This is a genomic window from Hungatella sp. L36, from assembly GCF_014288035.1.
In genome coordinates this window covers 370,456-390,813 of sequence record NZ_JACOPC010000004.1, presented here as the reverse complement: position 1 = coordinate 390,813, position 20,358 = coordinate 370,456, and the positions used below count along the sequence as shown (strand labels likewise).

Genomic DNA, 20,358 nt, shown 5'->3' with positions numbered 1-20,358 from the left:
TACCGTACTAAAATCCTTGACATAAAAATCTAAGAGTTGTATAATTGTCACAACATAATGTGTATTATGTTGTGTTTTTATATTATTAGACCCATTTCATTCAATTGTCTTTCATATTCCCAACTGCTCGTCATGGTATAAATCCTGGTTGTTTCGATGCTGCTGTGCCCCAAAATATCGGCCAGATGCACAATATCTTTCTGTTTTCCATAATACGTCCTTGCAAACAGATGACGCATATTATGGGGAAATACTTTTTCATGGGAAATCCCCGCTCGCTCACATATTTTGTTCATTTCAGTCCAGACATTGCTGCGGTCGATCGGTTTGCCTGTCCGGGTTATAAAGATGCTTCCCGACTGGATGTCGTTATTGATACAGTAGTCTTTTAGTTTGTCCTTCAGCTTTAGAGGAATCAGGATAATCCGCTCCTTTCCTTTGCACGAGACGCTCGCATACCCCCTCTGCAGGGATTCTGCCGTTATATTGCGCAGTTCGCTGATGCGAATTCCGGTCCCGCAGATCGTCTCCATAACCAGGGCCAGCCGATCTTTCTTCTCACTCTGGGCCGCTTCAACCAGTCGAATGTATTCCTCTCTGGTCAGCTCTCTGTTCTGATCGGTAAATACGCGTTTCTGGATCTTCAGTAGCCTGACACGGCATTCCTGCCTTTCGTAAAATGTAAGGAAGCTGTTCAGCGCGGTTAAAAAGGAATTCACACTGGAAGGCTTATAGCTTCCTATTAGTTCTGTTTTGTAGTGCATGGCGTTTTCTTTCGTTATCTTGTCTCCCGTTCCCCCACAGGTTTGCAAAAAATCCAGAAATTTGCCAGCATCCCGTACATACTTACTGACTGTCGACTTACTTTTCTCATTGTAGATGAGATACCTTCGATACTCTTCCAACATCATATCTGCATTCATTTCTGTCTCCATCTGTCTTCTCCTTTTCAATTTTACGTTTTATGCACTATTATTACCGATACCAAAGAAAATATTATCTGTTAGGAGATCAGAAAAAAAGTGTTTCATCCATTTCCTGTAAAAATGTGAACATAATCATACCGGCTGATATGTCGCCCGAAACTCAAACCGTGGATGGAAACGATGCAATATCCCCAAAACCATTGACTTTCCACTCGGAATTTGATAAATTTTTATTATTAAACATCCTAATTCAGCGCAGCAGCCACAAGGAATTTCCATACCTGTTCGGGCTTCATGCTGATTTACCTGCTTACAATATGAATGGAAAGGTGAAGATACTCATGATGAACGAGAGAATACATGATGAATTCCTGAAGATACTGGCTGAAGAACTGATCCCCGCCATGGGATGCACCGAGCCCATCGCACTGGCCTACGCCGGAGCCAGGGCTAGAGAGGTGCTGGGCTGCCTGCCCGACAGAGTCATCGCTTACTGCAGCGGCAACATGATTAAAAATGTCCGCTGTGTCACGATTCCCAACTCAGAGAGTATGGTCGGCATCGAAGCCGGCGTCATGCTGGGAATTGTCGGAGGCAATGCCTCCAAATGTATGGAAGTTTTAGAAGATCTGACAGATGAGGACCGGAAGACGGCGGCCGCTATGCTGAGAGACGGAGTCTGTACCGTGGAATATCTGGATTCTGAGATTCCGCTGCACATCATCCTGGAGCTGCATAAGGACGCTTCCGTTGTAACGCTGGAGATCCGGTATGACCACACCAACATCACGAAGATTACGAAAGACGAAGAAGTGATTTTCAGTTCAGACCATAAGGAAGGCGGATGCAGTCTGGCGGACCGCAGTCTGCTCTCCGTGGATAATATTAAGGATTTTGCAGACCAGGTACCGCTTAAGGATATCCACGAGCTGCTGGACCGGGTCATCATTCATAATATGAACATTGCCTATGAGGGAATGGCCGGAAGCTACGGACTCGGTATCGGAAAGATCATCAAGGAATCGTACCCGGATGGCGTGGCTGTCCGCATGAAGGCCTACGCGGCCGCCGGATCGGAGGCTCGAATGGGCGGCTGTGACATGCCGGTCATGATCAACTCCGGCAGCGGAAACCAGGGAATCGCCTCCTCTGTACCTGTCATCGTCTATGCAAGGGAGAATAATATCTGCCAGGAACGTCTATACCGGGCTCTCGCATTTTCCAGCCTGCTGACCATCTACCAGAAGGAATTTATCGGCAAGCTGTCTGCCTTCTGCGGCGCCGTATCCGCTTCCTGCGCATCGGGAGCCGCCATCACCTATCTGGTGGGCGGAACTCTGGAACAGATTAAGAATACCATCGGGAATGTCTTAGCCAATATCCCGGGCATCATCTGCGACGGTGCGAAGATCTCCTGTGCCGCCAAGATCGCCACAAGCCTGGATGCCGCCATGATGGCCCACTATCTTGCCATGAACGGCAGGGCCTACCAGGCAGACAGCGGCATTCTCCAGGAGGACGCCGGCGAGACGATCAGCTGTGTGGGATACATTGGAAAAGAAGGCATGAAACAGACCGATAAAGAGATTATTAAGATTATGCTGCAGTAGTATCTCGCAGTATGATTCTTTGCAATGAAATTTAACAAAATAAGCGATTCATCTCCACCTGTAGAGGCTGGGAGATGAATCGCAAAAACAAGTTCAGCGGCAGCGGCGGGCATATATCCCCCACTGCCATGTCATTCTGGGTATTGTATTCTGGACTCAGAATGTGGATTGAAACAAACACACAAACAAAAACACACTAATCTTCATCCAATTTCCGGTTAATCCGGTTTCTCATCTGGAGAATCCAGTAATCCGACTTCGGATACCGCTTAAAGGTGATCGGCTCTCCCAAATCCTCCTCCAGCATATCAACGACGTACTCTCTCCCCTTCTTATCGGCCAGCTGCTCCATGGCCCTCACGTCCTGCATCGTATGGCACAGGACCATCATGCGTATGGATTCCTCCGGTTTTCCGTCCGCTCCCGGATACACCAGGAATGAATCACCGGATGGAAATGCGCCGTCGGCATCCGTGGACCGGTAGGGATCCAGGGTCTTTAATGAGTACTGGGAATTATAAAAATTGTATCCCCAGTGAAGAATTCCCTCCATGCCGTATTTAAAGACCTGCGCGCCATAGATACGGCATCTGGCGGACGGCATGGCCATGAAGCGGTTGCTGACCAGATAATCCTGGGCTGTACAGTAATAGCTCCACAGAGGCGTAACGCCTGCTTCCAGAAATGGTTCCATATGGTCATTGGAGCACACCGGGCAGTCGATTTCTCCCTCCCTGCAGACCGCGATGCTGGAGATGGCGTCCATGATGACAAAATCCTTCAGATACGGCGCCACGGATTCTCTCGCCTGCTTATAGGATAAGAGATGCTGCGGCTCCGGTTCATCGGAAATGTGAAATCTGGTTATCCCGGCAATGCCTAATTCCCGCAGCTTTTCCGTCAGCCTGGGAAGATAGGCCTCCAGGAATGTGGTGTAGCGTCCGCCCACGGCCGGATCATCCCAGCCGAACAGCTTTATTTCCTTCCCGTTCTCCTCGGCCATGATCTTCGGAGGATGACCGGCTCCCCACTGGGTAAAGAGATGGGACATTTCAAAACAGGTCATGCCGCAGGATAAGCACATGGCAGCCCAGCGCTCCAGCCTGGAAAAATCGAATTCATAGCCGCCCCCGGGAAGCACCTTTACTCCCACCAGCTGAATCGTGGTCCGCTCTCCGCCGGGCGCCGTGTCGAGAGGCGGGGTGAACTGCGGCGTCAGGATCATATTACAGCCCCTGGCCGCAGCCGCCGATATGAAATTCTCCATGATCCTCCAATGCTCCTCGGAAAAGACAGGCACCTGGTAATAGTCGGCAAGACAGTCTCCGTGGAACCATTCCGTGCGCAGGAGTCTCTGGGGACCGAGTACGGTCCGGTACACCTGTATGGAGGTCTCTCTCCTGCACAGCTCCTCTCCCTCCGGCGAAGCAAATACCACAGCCACAGGAATTTCCCCATGCGGTCCGTTCTCCGGAATCTCCACATCAATCCACAGGCTCTTAAACTGGCCCGGTGTGAAGGTAATGCGCCCTCCCGCCGGCTCAGTCAGCAGATCCGGATACATTCCCGGCTGTGTGCGCAGATAATTGCTGTCCGCACAGCTGTTTACCGGGCGTAGGGATGGAACCGGGATGATCTCCCGGATACGGCAGTATTCCGCAGCCGGTGATTCCACCCGCACCACCGCATCGAAATTTCCCCGGCCGCCATTTCCGCCGCCGCAGGTATACGCGGCCACGAAGCTGAACGTCTCCCCGCGGAGCATCGTAAATCCGGTACAGCACGGGTCCTCTTCCGGCTCCTGTCCGGGAAATACCTTCGCCAGTGCGCTCATCAGTTTTATCTGGTATTCTCTGTTATCTTTCATCATACCTCCCCATACGCCTCATTTACTTCCGGGAAACGGGCGCATACCTCCCGCTGCCATCCATGCAGGAGCATCCGGAGCCGCGCAGCCATCTCAGGCATGTTTTCACAAATATTGTTCGTCTCACTGAAGTCCGCTTTCAGGTCGTAAAGTTCTCCGCGTCCATCTTCGAAAAACTCAATATACTTGTAGTCTCCCAGAACAACGGAAGCGGCAGGAGTCCCTCCCTGGTTTCCATAGTGTGGGTAGTGCCAGAAGACAGGCCTTTCCGGCATGTGATTACCGGCCAGCAGAGGAACAATGCTTCTTCCGTCGATGGGAATCCCTGCTTTTTGCGTTACGCCGGCCAGTTCCAGGAATGTGGGATAGAAATCCGGGGTCGTAACAGGCACGTCACACCGGCTCCCCGGAGCCACGTGGCCCGGATACTTAACGATCAGCGGAACCCTGGTTCCGCCCTCATAGACCCAGCCCTTTCCTTCCGAAGCGGGCAGATTGCAGGTGGGCGAGCCTTCGCTTGTGGCGAGTCCGCCGTTATCAGAAGTGAATACCACCACGGTATTCTCCTCTTCTCCGCACTCAGAAAGCGCCTCCAGCAGCCGTCCGATATTCTGATCCAGATTCCAGATCATTCCCGCGTAGGACGGATCCGACTGAATCACTCTTCTGACCACGCGCCGTCCCTTCTTATCCTCGGTATGGTGGAATTCTCCTTCCACCAGGGCCGTCTCCTGATCGAGCCCCTGCTCTCTCGCCTTCTTCTCGAAGCGCTCCCGGTCCTCATCCTTCACCTGTATCGGTGTATGTACCGCGTAATGGCATAAATTCATGTAAAATGGCTTCCTGCTTCCGCCCGCCTTCCGCTCTTTCAGCAGGCGGACCGCCTCGTCCGTGATCCGGTCTGTCAGATATTCCCCTTCCGGCCCTTCGGGAAGCGTCTCGATCCCATAGGGGCTGAAATATCCTTCGTGGGGATGGCCCCAGGAACAGCCGCCTATATTGACATCAAATCCGAAATGGTCCGGGTAGTATTCTCTTCCTCCCAGATGCCATTTCCCCACATGCCACGTATCGTATCCCGCATCCTTTAGCGCCTGGGCGATTGTATACTCCCCCTCCGGCAGATGCTTGATATACGGGGCATCAATGAGTTTTCCCCTCAAGGGGTGAGAGGTTCCTTCCATATCGATCCAGTCCGTCACACCCAGCCTGGCCGGATACTGTCCGGTTAAATAGCTGGCTCTCGACGGAGAGCAGACCGGGCAGGACGCGTAGGAATTGGCAAATACCATCCCCTGTCTGCAAAGCCGGTCAATGTTGGGCGTCTCATAAAAGGTACTGCCGGTACAGGCCAGATCCCTCCAGCCCATATCGTCCATAAAGATAAATAAGAAATTCGGTTGTACTGCCATGATTTCTCTCCTCCGTTTTCATGCGGTGCTGCACTGGCTTTACGTCCCCACCGGGCCATATACATCTGTGCGTACAGCGTAAAGGCCGGGTCTGCAAAGCTGTCCCGATCCTGTCACACCTTCCCTTACCCCGTCGATCGCAGGATCCGCATACTTGAGAAACCACGTTTCCATCTGCTTCTTCAGCTCCAGAACCTTTGCTTCATACTCTGGAAGCCCAAAGAGGTTTTCTGTCTCTCCCGGGTCGTCGGTCAGGTGATAGAGTTCGTGCGTTCCATAGGGGTATCTGTGGATATACTTCCATTCTCTGTTCCGAATCATCCGCACCGGGCCATATTCGTCAAACACGACGATCTCTCCCGTCCGCTCCTGTTCCCCGCCGGTAAGCAGGCTGGAAAAGCTCTTCCCCGGAAGGCCTTCCGGGAACCGGTCAGACAGGCCGGTCAGTTCCAGCAGTGTGGGGAACAAATCATACGCACTCACTATCTCACAGCATACACTTCCCGGAGCGATATGGCAAGGCCAGGATATAAGAAACGGCACTTTGACTGCCGAATCGTACATATTCATAGGAAAGGTTCCGTTTCCCTTTCCCCAGATTCCGTGCTGCCCCATGCTCATGCCGTTATCCGCAGAGAAAATCACGATGGTATCCTCTGTCAAATGCTTCTCTTCCAGGGCGTCTAAAAGTCTTCCCACCTGCTCATCCATGGCGCTGACCGCCGCAAAATAGCCCCGCAGATTTTCCTTCCTCTTTTCCGTACCGTAGACCGGCCCGGTCAGCAAATCGGGATGGTCCGGAATATCCGGAATGGAGGCAAAATCACAGTCCTCATAGAAGTCGATCCATTTGGCCGGATGGTGCTCCTTTCCCCATGGGGCGTGAGGCGCCGTGAAGTTCACAGCCAGGTAGAACGGTTCCTCCTCCTTTGCCAGCTCATCTAAATAGTCCAGAGCCTTATCGGCGAAGAGCTCCGTCACGTATTTGCCGTGCTCCACCGTGATCTCCCCGTGATCCACAATGTCCGGATGGTAATAACAGCAGCCTCCCAGACCGATGGTGTACCATTTCTCAAATCCATGCTGGGGCGTCACGCTGTCCCCCAGATGCCATTTGCCCGCCAGGGCACAGTGATATCCGTCCTCCGCCAGGATGTCCGTATAGGCGGTCTGCCCGTCTAAATAGGCGATGGGCTTCCGTTCATTTTTGTAGCCGTCCGCGTAGGGATTCTCTTTTCCCTGGGCGGCAAATTTTTCCGCGTCCACACTTCCGCTCCGGATCCAGTCCAGGACACCGTGGCCCGACGGAATCTTTCCGGTGAGGAGTGACGCACGGGCCGGCGAGCAGACCGGCGAGGCGCAGAAGAAGTTGTCGAAGCGCATCCCCGAAGCGGCGATTCTGTCCAGATTCGGGGTATAAAGCTCGGGGGTGCCCGAGCAATGCATTGCCCAGGCCCCCTGATCATCTGTAAGTATGAAGAGTATATTTGGTTTCTTTCTCATCGATTATTCCACCTATTTTTCTGACTTGTAGATCTCATTGGCTTCTTTTAAGATCTCATCGCCGCCCTGGTTTCTCCACTCTTTCCCAAGAGATACCACGCCATCCTCGATGGATATCTTTCCCTGAAGCATATCGGAGAAGTACTGGATAAATACGTCATTCACTGCGGATCCATTTTCAATTTCCGCCGGGGTCTTCTGTTTGATTAAATTCGGCATCTGGCACTCGGAGGCTAACTCCACGGTCTCCAGTGCGCGTTCTCTGTTGGGATCGGTTGCCGGGATATATCCGCTCTCCAGCGGCCAGTAGAAGGAGCCCCAGGCCAGCGCATGCGCCCAGCCGTCATCTGCAAATGCGTCTTTTGCACGTTCTTCTTCGTTAAAGGTGATGGTGTCTCCGTCCTTTGTATAGTGGATTCCTTCAATACCAAGTCTCAGTAAGTCATTGCCTTCCTTGGAAACCATGAAATCGACAAATGCAGCCGCCTTATCCGGGTTCTTGCACGCTGTGGTGATACAGGTCATCATACCGCCTTTTCCCTGTTTGTTCAGTCCTCTTGCTCCATCCGGTCCTGCAGGCGGAAGTCCGTAAGAAATGGAAGCCTCCGGGTACAGTTCTTTTACGCTGTTTTCATGTCTTGTAACATGGCGGAACAGAGGCCCAAGCATGGCGCCGCTTTTACCCTGATAGAATTTCTCTTCCTTTTTCGGCTGATCGTTAAGCATCAGTTCCGGATCAACTACCTTTATATCCCATAAATCCTTGATATAATGCATGGCCGGGATAAAAGACGAATCCTCAAAGAATGGAATAATTTCACCATTCTCATTCAGGGAATAGTCCGCATACGGAAGGCCGTAGGCAAAAAATACCCAGTCAAAAGGCGTGACTCCGCTTGAACTGCTCGGTTTTTCAGCCGTATATCCGTATGTATCGTTCTTTCCGTTCCCATCCGGGTCATTGTTTGTAAATGCAATCAGCACATTTTTCATATCATCCAGTGTTTCCGGATATTTGAGTCCCAGTTTATCCAGCCAGTCCTGTCTGAATATGATCAGGGCATTTGCCGCGTTGTACTGGGTAATAAACGGCAGTCCGTAATACTTCCCATCGATAGCTGACCACTGGTAGTCGTCGTCCAGCCACTTTTTTATATTCGGCATTGTATCAAAGTAATCATTGAGGGGAATAACCATGCCGTCGTCAATCCACTGCTGTGTGGCGCTGGTTCCATAGCCTCCTGTCACCACATCGGGAAAGTCCCCGGAAGCCATGGCTACATTGACCTTTTCCGTATTTGCCTCCGGTACGATCTCGACTGTCAGATCGATTCCCAGCTTTTCATTAATGGCCGCTATAATCCGGTCATCCGGTTTGATCGCTTTTGCCGCCGCGTCGCCCGTCGTCAGCCAGCGGAGCTTTACCCGATCCTCGGACTTGGACGAAGCTTCCGTCTTTGCAGATTCTGTCTTCCCTGACTCTGTCTGGCCTGATTCCGCCTTTGTTTCCTTGTTATTGGCCGCTGCGCCCCCGCCGCAGGCAGTTAAGGAAGCTGCCATAATCCCTGCCAATACCAAACTCATTACCTGTCTTTTTTTCATTTCATATCCTCTCTTTCTTTATATAGTAATTGCTGATTTCTTAGAATTCAGATACGCTTAACCCTTGACCGCCCCCGCCGTCATTCCTGTTGTAAAATATTTCTGGAAGAATGGGTAGGCGCACATGATCGGAATAATCGCCATCATAACCGCAGCCATCTTCATCGGCTGCCCCAGCAGGAACAGGCTCTCGCCTCCGCTGGAATACGCTGCATCGTTCTGAAACAGCATGGAACGCAGGAACAGCTGCAGCGGCCACGCCTGTTTGCTGTTGATATACATGATCGCCGAGAAAAAGTCATTCCAGTGATCCACCGCATAAAAGAGCGTAACGGTCGTCAGCGCCGGCTTGGAGATAGGAAGCATGATGCGGAACAGGACTCCAATTTCCGTACAGCCGTCCAGCAGTGCCGCCTCTTCCAGCTCCAGCGGTAAATCCATGAAGAAATTGCGTAAAATAATCAGATTGTAGGTATTGATCGCCGACGGAAGGATCATGGACCACAGAGAATTCATAAGATGAAGGTCCTTAACCACGATATAGGTCGGAATAATACCGCCTGAGAACATCATGGTAAACACCGCCAGGAACATGAAGAACCGCTGTCCCTTTAAATCCTTCTTTGACAGCACATAGGCCGCCATCGTCGTGATCGTCATATTGATCAGGGTACCTACGACCGTTATGAAGAGGCTGTTGGCGTAGGAGGTCCACAGTTCTATATTCTTCACCATGTAGGCGTAGCCGTCAAGTGACCATTCGGAAGGCCACAGATGGATACTCGTTGCAAGATAGCTTTTCAGTGAGGAAAATGACACCACCAGACAGTCCCAGAAGGGATAAAAGGTCGTCAGAGCCAGCAGCAGCAGCAGCGTCACATTGACGACGTCAAAGACCTTGCTTCCGGTGGAAACCTTAACATGGCTTCCTTCCTCTTGTTTTTTCAATCTCAGCATCAGTAAATTCCCTCCTCTCCGGACATTCTTGCAATCTTATTGGCGGCCACTACCAGGCCAAAGTTAATGACGGATTTAAACAGGCCGACCGCCGTGGCCAGTTCGAATTTTCCATCCTGAAGGCCCATTCGGTATACGTACGTGTCGATAATATCCGCTGTCCCGTAGACGCCCGGATGGTAGAGAACGAAGATCTGCTCGAATCCGGCCTGCATCAGACTTCCGATACGGGTAATCAGTATTACAATGATGATGGAACGAATACAGGGGACCGTAATATGTACGAGCTTCTGCCACCGGTTGGCGCCATCCACGGTCGCCGCCTCATAGAGCTGGGTGTCGATGCCTGTGATTGCGGCCAGATAGATGATGGTATTCCAGCCGAAGGTCTTCCAGATCATGGACACTACCATGGTCGGCACGAAAAACTTTTCATCCGTCAAAAATCCGATCGGCTGAAAGCCGAGGCTCTTGATCACTCCGTTGACAATTCCCGAATCCATGGAAAGAATACTCGTCAGGATACCGCCAAGAACTACCCATGATATAAAGTTGGGAATGTAGATGGCCGTCTGAATCACTTTCTTCATCCGCAGGTGGCGCAGTTCATTTAACATGAGTGCGATAATAATCGGAAATGGGAAACCGAATATCAGACGGATCAGGCTGATCCTTATGGTATTCCAGAACACCGAATAAAACTTTTCCATGGAAAACAGCTTTTGAAATGTTTCAAAGCCGACCCAGGAACTCCTCATAATTCCTTTCATCGGGTTAAAATCCTTAAATGCGATAGTCACCCCATACATTGGTACATAGCAAAAGATGATGTAATAGACGATTGCCGGAACCAGCATCAGATACAGATACTTGTGTTTCCATATATAAGTTTTGATTCCGGGTCCATTTCTCACCTTTCTGTTTTTGCTTACGACTGCTTTCCCCAACCTTCTCCCTCCTCGTTATGAGCATTTAGCGGACATCCTTCGGCCGCTTACGTGAGATCACTTACATTTCTCGTGACTAAAGCATAGCAAACTATTGTACTAAAATAAGTACAAAAAATAATCCTATTTCGTTCATTTTTTCACAAACCGTCATATTTACCTTATTTTCAATGGAAATTGCAAAAATTCATCTGCTTTTTAACCAATTAAGTTTATTTTTTGCTATGGATTTTATACATTATATCCAATTTGTGTTTTGATTTTTACCATTATGCGGAAACCTTTTCGCTCATTTCGCACAAATCTTTTTGACTATCTGTCTATTTTTTGTTATAATTGGATACAACTAATCATTGGAAAGGATGGGACCATTGGGAATTAAGCACAAAAACACCAGGGACAGCAAATGGAAAAACATTCTGAAATCCAGACATTTCCGTTCATTTTTCTATATTACATTTCTATTCACTACTGTAATCTTTATCATCGGCGGCGTGGTGATTACGCTCCAGAACCGGATGAAGCTTCATGAAAATCTGGAGATGAAAGCGAATTATGTGGCGCTGTCGGTTCAGGATAATTTGTCCAACATGAAAAGCAGCGCGGTATTTATGGGGAATCTGGCCTCCATCGAGCGGGTTCTGGAATCGAAGGCGCCCACACTCGATCAGCTTTTACGCATGACCAACGATGTGACGCCCTACTCCACCCTGTACCACTATGAGTCTATCTGCCTCTTTTTCAACCGCTCCCAGAGAGTCTTTGACTCCAGCGGCGGGATGTATGATTACAGTGATTTCTATAATAAAGAATTGATAGACACCCTTGAGAATATGAAGGGAGAGGAGATGTGGCTGATTAATGTCCCCTATAAGCGTTACTACGCCCCCACTCCGGCGGTTCCCGTGATAACCTATGCGCGCCGGCTCCCCCTGTATAAATCCCAGGGGCGGGGCTATGTGACGGTATCCTATTCCCTCGACCGGCTTCAGAAGGCCGCCGCAGAAGCCGCGGGCCACAATCCTTACACGGCCACGGTTTCCTTTCAGGACCATTTGCTCTGGTCCTCCTCCAATACCGTCATGAAGAACTGGGACAACGGGCTGTCTGTCTCTGAGAATGAGGAACTTCTGCTGCCAGGCACCTCCACGTTCTCCTCCTTCTCCACGATCGGGGCCAGGTGTTCTTTTTACGCGTCCAGGATGGACCTTTTTACCGCAGTAAGCGCCACGCTCCTGCAGTGGTTTATCATCTATCTGGCCGTGGCTGCGGCCGATTTCGCCGCTTCCATGATTTACGGCATGATTATGCTGCGCCCGGTGGATGCGATCATGAAGAAGATCGGGATCAATCCCTACACGGAGATTCCCGGAGTCCGGGAGGATGAATTTTCGCTGATCAGCACCGCTCTCGATAATCTGAACGCGCAGCTGTCCGACATCGGTACCGTCATGCATGAAAACCAACTGCTGGTCCGCGAACGGCTGCTGTCAGGCATCCTCTATAACTACGTGGATATCACCAGTCTTCCGCCGGAATACGAGGAACACGGGCTGGTATTTCCCTATCCGTTTTACGCCGTTATCCTGATTTCTCTTCCCTCTCTCGACGAGATGGAGGACTATACGAGGCGCGAACAGCTGAAGCTGGTCATCCGGACCAATACCACCAACGCCTTCTCCGCCCTGGGCACTGCCTACAGCCTCTATATTGACAATAAAAGTATCTGCATTATCCTGAATACCGGACTGTCCGACGCCCTGGGAAAGGAGCTGTCGAAGCTGTGTACCGCCCTGAAGAAGCGGATGAAGCAGAGTCTCAGCGTCTACCCGCTGTTCTCCATCGGTATCTGTTCCGAGTCGGAACCGGCCCCATGGCAGGTATGGCAGCTGGCCCGGCGTAACTTCATCTTTACGGCCGCGGATGCCGATGATTTCGTTCTGCTCAGCTATCAGAATGAATTCACCTCCTCCATTGACCAGGATATGCTGTCCCGCATCACCCAGGCGATCATCGATAAAGACGGCGCCGGCTTAAAGGAGCAGACCGATGCCTTCCGCGACCGCTATCTGGAGAGCGAGGACCAGGAAGAGGTCAGGCGGATGGCTCTCATCACCGTCAGCACCATCTACGCCTCTCTTCTGGAGATCAACGGGGACATTCCTGACATCCAGATAAACGCCTCTGTGCGCAAGCTGGAAAACGCCTCCTCCATCGAGGAAATCAATAAGTATTTTTACAACTGCCTGTTTGGGATGCTGGATGCAAAGAACAAGATTTCCACGGAATCCTACGGTTATATCCAGAAGGCGATCCAGTATATCGAACAGAATTACTCGCAGCCCATCACCATCCCGCAGATTGCCGGCTTCGTGGGCGTCAGTTCCATCTATCTGACGAAGCTGTTTAAGCTCTCTACCGGAAAGACGCTGTCGGAATATTTAAACTACTACCGCACCCAGAAGTCCCTGGACCTGCTGATGAATACGGAGGAGACCATCGGCTGGATCAGCGAAGCCGTGGGCTACAGCGACGTAAGAAGCTACATACGTTTCTTCAAGAAATTTTACTATATGACTCCCAGCGAGTACAGAAAAGACCGCTGATCCTTCCTGCGGAACAAAAAATAGGGTTCTCCGAATATAACAGCGGAGAATCCTATTTCTTTGTACTGCTTCTGTACTTCGTTACTGGATTTCTTTCAGATACCGTTCCAGCGCATCCTGCCAGGATGGCAGTCTCTCAAATCCGTTTTCTTCCAGCTTATCCTTGCTCATGCGGCTGTTCATCGGCCGTTTTGCCTTTGCCGGATACTCTGCGGAGGTGACCGGAATTACCTCGACATTCATGTTTGCCTGTTTAAATATCTCCCGTGCAAAATCACACCAGCTGCACAGTCCCTCGTTTGTGGCATGGTAGCGGCCGTACTTGTCGGTCTCAATCATATCCACCAGAAGGCGGGCGAGATCGTAGGTGTAGGTGGGGGAACCGATCTGGTCGGATACCACGGTGAGTTTGTCGTGGGTCTTTCCCAGATTCAGCATGGTCTTTATGAAGTTCTTGCCGTTTACGCCAAACACCCAGGCGATGCGCACGGTAAAGTATTTGGTGAGATTCTGCTCGATCGCCAGCTCACCCTCGTACTTCGTAAGGCCGTAGACATTTAACGGTTCTCTCTCATCGTCAGGCTCCCATGGACGGGTGCCCTGGCCGTTAAATACGTAGTCCGTGCTGATGTACATCATCTTGATGTCCAGCTCCCGGCAGACCCTGGCAATATTCTCCGTGCCGTATGCATTCACGCGTCTGCAAAGCTCCAAATTGTCCTCCGCCGCGTCCACTGCCGTATAGGCCGCACAGTGAATCACCGCATCCGGACTGGCTTCCCGGATCACACGGTCTACGCTCCCGGCATCCGTAATGTCCATCTCATCGATATCCACGCCGATCGCCTCATGGCCTCTCTTTTCCAGCTCATCGACCACATCGTGGCCCAGCTGGCCCTTTACTCCTGTTACAAATACTTTCATATATGCCTCCAGTGTGCTTTCTGCGAATTATAAACGGTCTCCGTACATATTCTCAAAGTAGTTCTGGTACTCTCCGTTGATGATGTGCTTCCACCAGTCTTCATTGTCCAGATACCACTGAATGGTCTGTTCGATTCCTGTATCAAATGTGTATTTCGGCTTCCATCCAAGCTCTGTCTCCAGCTTTTTCGGATCGATGGCATAACGTCTGTCATGGCCGGGACGGTCGGATACGTACTTGATTAAGCTTTCCGGCTTGTTCAATGCCTTTAAAATCGTCTTTACCACTTCCAGGTTCGTTCTCTCATTGTGGCCGCCTACGTTGTAGATCTCGCCTTCCCTGCCCTCGTGGATAATTAAGTCGATTGCGGTGCAGTGGTCGGCTACATGGAGCCAGTCACGGACATTTTCACCTGTTCCATAGACCGGAAGCTCTTCATCCGCCAGCGCGCGGCTGATGATCAGCGGAATCAGTTTCTCCGGGAAATGGTACGGTCCGTAGTTGTTGGAGCATCTCGAGATAGTTACCGGCGTCCCGAAGGTTCTGTGGTAAGAGAGCACGAATAAATCGGCGCTCGCCTTGGAGGACGAATACGGGCTGGAGGTGTGGAGCGGGGTCTCTTCCGTGAAGAATAAGTCCGGACGGTCTAACGGAAGATCTCCGTACACTTCGTCGGTGGATACCTGATGGTATCTCTTGATTCCAAACTCACGGCAGGCGTCAAGGAGAGTGGTGGTTCCCATAACATTCGTTCTGACGAAGCTTTCCGGATCGGTGATGGAGCGGTCAACATGGCTCTCCGCCGCGAAATTGACGATCACGTCCGGTTTCTCTTTTTCAAATAAGTCGAAGATGAATTTGCGGTCCGCAATATCACCCTTTACGAACTTGTAATTCGGCTTGTCCTCTACCGGCTTTAAAGTCTCTAAGTTGCCCGCGTACGTTAATAAGTCTAAGTTGATGATCTCATAATCCGGGTATTTGTTTACCATGTGATGGACGAAGTTGCCTCCAATGAAGCCTGCGCCTCCTGTAACGATGATTTTCATATGTGATTTCCTCCTGTTTTTACTTAATATCAATATATTTACCGGCCAGAACATCCATAAGATAATGGCCGTACTGATTCTTCTTAAGTGGTTCGATATCCTCTAAAAGCTGATCCCTGGTGATCCAGTGGTTTAAATACGCGATCTCTTCCAGACACGCCACTTTCCTGTGCTGATGGGTCTCCATGGTGCGGACAAAGTTGGTGGCGTCCGCCAGGGATTCGTGGGTTCCTGTGTCGAGCCAGGTAAAGCCCTGTCCGAGAAGTTCCACATCCAGTCTGCCCTCTTCCAGATAGATCCGGTTTAAATCGGTGATTTCCAGCTCGCCGCGGGCGGAAGGCTGCAGATTTTTCGCATACTCTACGACCTTATTGTCGTAGAAATAGAGTCCGGTCACGCAGTAGTTGCTCTTCGGATGCTCCGGCTTCTCCTCGATGGATATGGCCTTTCCGTTGGAATCGAATTCCACGATGCCGAACCGTTCCGGATCGTCCACATAATATCCGAACACCGTAGCGCCCTCTTTTTTGTTGGCGGCCTCCAGAAGACGTTTGGTCAGACCGTGTCCCGCGAAGATGTTGTCGCCCAGAATCATGGCTACATGATCGTCCCCGATAAATTCCTCGCCGATGATAAACGCCTGGGCCAGCCCATCCGGTGACGGCTGGACCGCGTAGGATAAATGGATTCCAAACTGGCTTCCGCTGCCTAAGAGCGCCTCGAACCGCGGGGTGTCATCGGGTGTGGAGATGATCAGAATATCTCTGATTCCCGCATTCATCAGAACGGACAGCGGATAGTAGATCATCGGCTTGTCGTAGATCGGCAGAAGCTGCTTCGATGTGACCATGGTCAGCGGGTAAAGTCTTGTGCCGGAGCCTCCGGCGAGGATAATTCCCTTCATAGTGTGTTCCTCCGTATTTTATTTTATCTGTTTTCAGGTTTAGTTCTTCCGTTCATTTTCTTCCTGCACTTAAAGATACCGGCTCTCTTGGTGACAAAAAGCGTCCCCTTTTTCTCGATCTTCTTTTTTAAAAATTCCCGGAATTCATCGTACCGCTCGCTCAAATACTCCTGCTGGTTACCGTGACAGGAAAGAATATACTCCATCAGCGGCCCCTCATCCCGGACCTCCAAATGGTCCTCATACAGGATCTCTTCCACCTGGTCAAAATGGCGGTTTAAAATCTCCCGGCCGTTTTCCAGGCCAAACACGTCGTATAAGTTCACTTCCGACAGCACGATCCGTGAATCAAACTCCTTCACCAGCTGGCTGATCTCCTTCATATGTTCCCGGCCGTAGGTGCTGCAGAAAAATGTCCCGTCCGGCTTCAGAACCCGCCGCACTTCCTCCAGCGCACCGTCTAAGTCCTTTAAATAGAACAGCACATGGTTGGCCGAGACCTTATCGAAGCTCTCCTCCGCCTTCGGAATCCTGCAGCAGTCAAAGACTTCATAGGAGAATCTGCCCGGCACACCTTTTAAATGTTCTCTGGCATCCTGGATCATACCCTCCGAGACATCGGACAGGCAGATCACCGCTTCCGGCGGGATTAAATCCCGGTTCTCTCTCCACAGCTCTCCATTTCCGCATCCGGTCTCCAAAACTGTTTCACCGTCCTTCAGCTCCAGCTGGGAGTACAGCCACGGAAACCACCCGATGGGATTCTTCGCATATTTCTTGTGAAGATCAATCCTGATGTTGATATTGGCCGCATTCTTGTACTGCTCCACCAGGCTCTTTTCCATATTGGTAATATGGATTAAGTGCAGGATTTTATTCCAGTCAATGACCGGATTGTCCTTTACCAGCTTCGAGGTCTCCGAAAGTGTCTGCTCCACCAGTTTCAAATGCTCGATCCGTTTCTTCACCAAATCCAGCTGAAGCTCCAGGGACTGCTCTACATAGCCGTTGTCATCATCGTTGATGGTGATCGAGCGGATCTCGTCTAAGGAGAAGCCTAGATATTTCAGTGAAAGGATCTTCTGGAGCTTGGCAAAATCGGAATCCGTGTACAGCCGGTATCCGGCCTCGCTCATGCCCGCCGGTTTCAGCAAGCCCTGTTTGTCGTAATAACGGATCGTCCGGATTGATACGTTTGCCTTTTTTGCGAACTCTCCGGAAGTATAATACCCTTGCATATTCTGCATCACCGCCTTTGTTCTGGGATCTTTATGATACCATTATATAGGGTGACGTAAGGGAAGGGTCAAGTGTTTTTTAGAATTTTTATTTTTTTAGAATTTTTAACAATGGAATACAGCCGCCGGTATTCCAAAATAGACGGAGAAATTTAGATTAGAAAGATTAATAATGGCTCCTTCCGGAAAATGATTCAGATATTCCGCTAAGGAGCCATATTTCTGACTTATAAAACTGATGCAGTTAATAGCAGCAGCCCGATATTCCTTTATCGCGTCCATAACAGCCACGAAAAAAGCAATACCAACTCGGCTGAAACCATTTCTTATAAACGAACCGTTTCGATTTTTGTTCGATCTGCCTCCCGGGCCGCCAGCCCATCGGTTCCCTTTCCCACAGCCGCCATTGCAATCGGCATAAATCCGGATGGAACTCCCGCTAATTCACACAGTTCAGGAAGCATCTGCATCACGGCCGGAACGGCAAATAAATAGATGGAACCTAATCCCAGATCGGTCGCTTCCAATAAAATGTTCTCTACAATACAGGAGGCGTTGCAGTATGGAATGGCAGCATTGGGGCCTTCTCCCTTCCTGCCGCTGATCAGGATCGCTGTTGGCGCATGATAGATCGGGTGCGCTCCTACTGCCGGCATCGCGGCGCAGACCGCTGCCTCGATTTTCGCAAGAAGCTCCTGATCCTGTATTACGCTTATTTTAACGTCTGAATAGTTTCCATTCGCAACCGGTGCCGCATTGGCCGCCTCCAAAAGGGCAGTACACTCACTTTCAGTAATCTGCTCTCCTGTAAAGCTTCTGCATGACCGTCTGGTTAATATTGTCTGTTTCATATCCATAGTATGAATCCTCCTTCGCTTATGATATGATAATCATACTATGTACGAAAAAGTTAAGCAAGTACGCAGAATTATCATACCTGGTACGGTTCAGCGTACTTCATTTCAAGGAGGTTGCCATATGGAACAGGAAATCAAAGCAGAAGCATCTTTACAGGGTAAGCCGGATACAGTCTCACCGGATACATGTCCGGTCCGCAGAACGCTGGAAATTCTCAGCGGGAAATGGAGATCACGGATTCTATATGAATTATGCCAGAAACCATCGTACCGGTTCGGCGAATTGAAAAAGGCGATTCCAAAAATCACCAATACCATGCTGACCGCCACATTAAGAGATTTGGAGGAATTAGGCATTGTCACCCGCGAACAGTTTAACGAAATCCCTCCCCATGTGGAGTATTCCTTGACCGACAAAGGGAGGGCGTTGATTCCCATTTTTGTGGAGATGGCAAAATGGGGCGAGGCGTATTTGTAGATCATTTATAAGAATCGAAAAGTAAGGGGATGTGAAACAACGCTTCCCCTCCAGAAAAATTCTTACAGCAATCCCGCTGTCTTCCCTACACCATCATCTGGTAATTCTCAATATCCAGATACCTTCCAAACTTCACGCCCACTTCTTTGATCGTCCCGCAGTGCAGAAATCCAAGCTCCTCGTGCAGATGGATGCTGGCCTGATTTCCGCCGGTGATCACGGAAACGACGGTATGTATTCGCTCATCCTCCCTCGCCAGGTTCAGTATATGCAGAGTCAGCTTCCTGGCAATTCCGCGCTTCCGGTAATCCCTGTGGACGTAGACAGACAGTTCCACGGTAGCCGCATAGGCCTCCTTCACACGATAGGGGGACAGGCAGGCATAACCGACCGCATGGCCGTCCTCCACCGCCACGATTAAGGGATGATTACTTATGTTATGAGCATAATACCAGTCGAGCCGCTCCGACAGCGTCCTGGGGTTGATATCGAAGGTCGCTTCCCCGTGCAGCACCTCGTAGTTATAAATATCTAAAAGATATGGGACGTCTTCTTCCTGCGCAATTCTGATTTCCATAAACTTTTCCTCCTGCGTTACTATTTCTTTTCCTAATATTACAATATTTTACTGTCCCCGTCCAATACAAATCGCAATAAAATAGACATTTTTCACTCCCGCACGCAACAGTGCCCTGGCGCACGCCTCCATCGTGCTTCCGGTCGTATAAATATCATCCACCAGAATCACCCGCGTTCCCCCTTCCGGCACCGCTCCCGCTGCAAACGCCTCCTCGAGATTGTGAAGCCGCTCCTTTGGATTCAGCTGCTTTTGAGGCGCGGTCTTCTTCCTGCGCACCAGCATCTCCGGACAGACCGGGATCCCCAGCCGTTCTCCGATCCGGTCGGCAAAAATCTCCGCCTGGTTAAAGCCCCTCTGACGCCTGCGGGACGGATGGACGGGCACCGGCACCAGCGCATCGGCTCCCAGCCGCATCAGAAGCTTCCCATACCGAAGGCAGACCGCCTCCGCGTAAAAATCGAGATATTCCCGCCGGTTTCTGTACTTAATATCCGCCATGGACTTTTTCGCGGTGTCATTATAGTTTAACAGCGCCCTCCCGTAATCAAAGGACCGCTTGTGCTTCGTACAGTCCAGGCAGTACTCCCTCTCGGCACTGGTAATCTCCTTTCCGCATTTCTTGCAGACGGGCTGTTTCACGAAAGACAGCTTTTTCACACAGCCAGGACAGATCAGCTCTCCTTTGGGCAGCACAATGCCGCCGCAGACAGGGCAGCGGCGGGGGAAAAGGAGGTCGGTTAAAAACCGTTTTATCCTGCTTGCGTTTGTAATATGCGTATTATTTACTGGGGAAATTACCTCTGCAAATGTTTTTCTTCGTACAGGGTCACTGCTCTTAGTGGTTATTTTTCTTTCTATAAATTGAATTTTTCCTATCGTATTTTCCTCCATCATCCT

Annotated in this window: 17 protein-coding genes; 3 read left to right on the top strand and 14 right to left on the bottom strand. The window is 50.4% G+C overall.

The genetic code is table 11. The features are described 5' to 3' along the window. Positions 1–77 precede the first annotated feature (77 nt). Positions 78–935, bottom strand: coding sequence for a tyrosine-type recombinase/integrase (locus H8S80_RS13295; protein ID WP_002601760.1), 858 nt, complete (start codon positions 933–935; stop codon positions 78–80). A 332-nt stretch (positions 936–1,267) separates the two neighbouring features. Here H8S80_RS13295 and H8S80_RS13290 point away from each other — a divergent pair, with 332 nt between their 5' ends. Then, positions 1,268–2,536, top strand: coding sequence for an L-cysteine desulfidase family protein (locus tag H8S80_RS13290; protein ID WP_025530066.1), 1,269 nt, complete (start codon positions 1,268–1,270; stop codon positions 2,534–2,536). 196 nt (positions 2,537–2,732) lie between these two features. Here H8S80_RS13290 and H8S80_RS13285 read toward each other — a convergent pair whose 3' ends face one another. The 6 genes from H8S80_RS13285 to H8S80_RS13260 are packed head-to-tail and all read right to left on the bottom strand — an operon-like array spanning position 2,733 to position 10,824. Then, positions 2,733–4,403: a DUF4091 domain-containing protein gene (locus H8S80_RS13285; RefSeq protein ID WP_117631221.1), complete on the bottom strand. Its 1,671-nt coding sequence runs from the start codon at positions 4,401–4,403 to the stop codon at positions 2,733–2,735. Continuing rightward, positions 4,403–5,815: a sulfatase gene (locus H8S80_RS13280; protein WP_117631220.1), complete on the bottom strand. Its 1,413-nt coding sequence runs from the start codon at positions 5,813–5,815 to the stop codon at positions 4,403–4,405. The genes H8S80_RS13285 and H8S80_RS13280 overlap by 1 nt, the downstream gene beginning before the upstream one ends. Before the next feature lie 39 nt (positions 5,816–5,854). Further along, on the bottom strand, positions 5,855–7,318 hold the full coding sequence (locus tag H8S80_RS13275) for a sulfatase family protein (RefSeq protein ID WP_002601764.1): 1,464 nt from the start codon (positions 7,316–7,318) through the stop codon (positions 5,855–5,857). Between the two features lie 12 nt (positions 7,319–7,330). Beyond that, positions 7,331–8,920, bottom strand: a complete 1,590-nt coding sequence (locus H8S80_RS13270) for an extracellular solute-binding protein (protein ID WP_117631218.1) — start codon at positions 8,918–8,920, stop codon at positions 7,331–7,333. A 57-nt stretch (positions 8,921–8,977) separates the two neighbouring features. Further along, complete coding sequence (locus H8S80_RS13265; RefSeq protein ID WP_002601766.1) at positions 8,978–9,877, bottom strand: carbohydrate ABC transporter permease; 900 nt, start codon at positions 9,875–9,877, stop codon at positions 8,978–8,980. Beyond that, the gene (locus H8S80_RS13260) at positions 9,877–10,824 is read right to left on the bottom strand and encodes an ABC transporter permease (RefSeq protein ID WP_002601767.1); all 948 of its coding nucleotides are present in this window, start codon (positions 10,822–10,824) and stop codon (positions 9,877–9,879) included. The genes H8S80_RS13265 and H8S80_RS13260 overlap by 1 nt, the downstream gene beginning before the upstream one ends. A gap of 371 nt (positions 10,825–11,195) precedes the next feature. Here H8S80_RS13260 and H8S80_RS13255 point away from each other — a divergent pair, with 371 nt between their 5' ends. Further along, complete coding sequence (locus H8S80_RS13255) at positions 11,196–13,430, top strand: helix-turn-helix transcriptional regulator (RefSeq protein ID WP_181987915.1); 2,235 nt, start codon at positions 11,196–11,198, stop codon at positions 13,428–13,430. Between the two features lie 81 nt (positions 13,431–13,511). Here H8S80_RS13255 and rfbD read toward each other — a convergent pair whose 3' ends face one another. From rfbD to H8S80_RS13230, 5 genes are all read right to left on the bottom strand, one after another. Continuing rightward, on the bottom strand, positions 13,512–14,354 hold the full coding sequence (rfbD, locus tag H8S80_RS13250; protein ID WP_002601769.1) for a dTDP-4-dehydrorhamnose reductase: 843 nt from the start codon (positions 14,352–14,354) through the stop codon (positions 13,512–13,514). 27 nt (positions 14,355–14,381) lie between these two features. Beyond that, complete coding sequence (rfbB, locus tag H8S80_RS13245) at positions 14,382–15,404, bottom strand: dTDP-glucose 4,6-dehydratase (RefSeq protein ID WP_025530064.1); 1,023 nt, start codon at positions 15,402–15,404, stop codon at positions 14,382–14,384. Between the two features lie 19 nt (positions 15,405–15,423). Continuing rightward, positions 15,424–16,308 (bottom strand): glucose-1-phosphate thymidylyltransferase RfbA, encoded by an 885-nt coding sequence (gene rfbA, locus H8S80_RS13240; protein WP_002601771.1) that lies wholly within the window; start codon positions 16,306–16,308, stop codon positions 15,424–15,426. Positions 16,309–16,331: 23 nt separating this feature from the next. Then, positions 16,332–17,546: a MerR family transcriptional regulator gene (locus tag H8S80_RS13235; RefSeq protein WP_117631214.1), complete on the bottom strand. Its 1,215-nt coding sequence runs from the start codon at positions 17,544–17,546 to the stop codon at positions 16,332–16,334. A gap of 326 nt (positions 17,547–17,872) precedes the next feature. After that, positions 17,873–18,403, bottom strand: a complete 531-nt coding sequence (locus tag H8S80_RS13230; RefSeq protein WP_002601773.1) for a nitroreductase family protein — start codon at positions 18,401–18,403, stop codon at positions 17,873–17,875. Positions 18,404–18,524: 121 nt separating this feature from the next. Between H8S80_RS13230 and H8S80_RS13225 the strand changes: the two genes are divergently transcribed. Further along, the gene (locus H8S80_RS13225; protein WP_117631212.1) at positions 18,525–18,881 is read left to right on the top strand and encodes a winged helix-turn-helix transcriptional regulator; all 357 of its coding nucleotides are present in this window, start codon (positions 18,525–18,527) and stop codon (positions 18,879–18,881) included. 85 nt (positions 18,882–18,966) lie between these two features. On the opposite strand, the gene H8S80_RS13220 is transcribed toward H8S80_RS13225, so the two are convergent. Together H8S80_RS13220 and H8S80_RS13215 are read right to left on the bottom strand one after the other, a co-directional pair. Next, positions 18,967–19,458 (bottom strand): GNAT family N-acetyltransferase, encoded by a 492-nt coding sequence (locus H8S80_RS13220; RefSeq protein ID WP_002601784.1) that lies wholly within the window; start codon positions 19,456–19,458, stop codon positions 18,967–18,969. Positions 19,459–19,506: 48 nt separating this feature from the next. Beyond that, a complete protein-coding gene (locus tag H8S80_RS13215) occupies positions 19,507–20,232 on the bottom strand; it encodes a ComF family protein (RefSeq protein WP_117631318.1) in 726 nt (241 codons plus the stop codon). Between the last annotated feature and the right edge of the window lie 126 nt (positions 20,233–20,358).

What these genes read in the sequence shown, in the direction of transcription:
- H8S80_RS13295 (WP_002601760.1), bottom strand. Translation starts at nt 935, where the DNA reads ATGGAGACAGAAATGAATGCAGATATGATGTTGGAAGAGTATCGAAGG.
- H8S80_RS13290 (WP_025530066.1), top strand. Translation starts at nt 1,268, where the DNA reads ATGATGAACGAGAGAATACATGATGAATTCCTGAAGATACTGGCTGAA.
- H8S80_RS13285 (WP_117631221.1), bottom strand. Translation starts at nt 4,403, where the DNA reads ATGAAAGATAACAGAGAATACCAGATAAAACTGATGAGCGCACTGGCG.
- H8S80_RS13280 (WP_117631220.1), bottom strand. Translation starts at nt 5,815, where the DNA reads ATGGCAGTACAACCGAATTTCTTATTTATCTTTATGGACGATATGGGC.
- H8S80_RS13275 (WP_002601764.1), bottom strand. Translation starts at nt 7,318, where the DNA reads ATGAGAAAGAAACCAAATATACTCTTCATACTTACAGATGATCAGGGG.
- H8S80_RS13270 (WP_117631218.1), bottom strand. Translation starts at nt 8,920, where the DNA reads ATGAAAAAAAGACAGGTAATGAGTTTGGTATTGGCAGGGATTATGGCA.
- H8S80_RS13265 (WP_002601766.1), bottom strand. Translation starts at nt 9,877, where the DNA reads ATGCTGAGATTGAAAAAACAAGAGGAAGGAAGCCATGTTAAGGTTTCC.
- rfbD (WP_002601769.1), bottom strand. Translation starts at nt 14,354, where the DNA reads ATGAAAGTATTTGTAACAGGAGTAAAGGGCCAGCTGGGCCACGATGTG.
- rfbB (WP_025530064.1), bottom strand. Translation starts at nt 15,404, where the DNA reads ATGAAAATCATCGTTACAGGAGGCGCAGGCTTCATTGGAGGCAACTTC.
- rfbA (WP_002601771.1), bottom strand. Translation starts at nt 16,308, where the DNA reads ATGAAGGGAATTATCCTCGCCGGAGGCTCCGGCACAAGACTTTACCCG.
- H8S80_RS13235 (WP_117631214.1), bottom strand. Translation starts at nt 17,546, where the DNA reads ATGCAAGGGTATTATACTTCCGGAGAGTTCGCAAAAAAGGCAAACGTA.
- H8S80_RS13230 (WP_002601773.1), bottom strand. Translation starts at nt 18,403, where the DNA reads ATGGATATGAAACAGACAATATTAACCAGACGGTCATGCAGAAGCTTT.
- H8S80_RS13225 (WP_117631212.1), top strand. Translation starts at nt 18,525, where the DNA reads ATGGAACAGGAAATCAAAGCAGAAGCATCTTTACAGGGTAAGCCGGAT.
- H8S80_RS13220 (WP_002601784.1), bottom strand. Translation starts at nt 19,458, where the DNA reads ATGGAAATCAGAATTGCGCAGGAAGAAGACGTCCCATATCTTTTAGAT.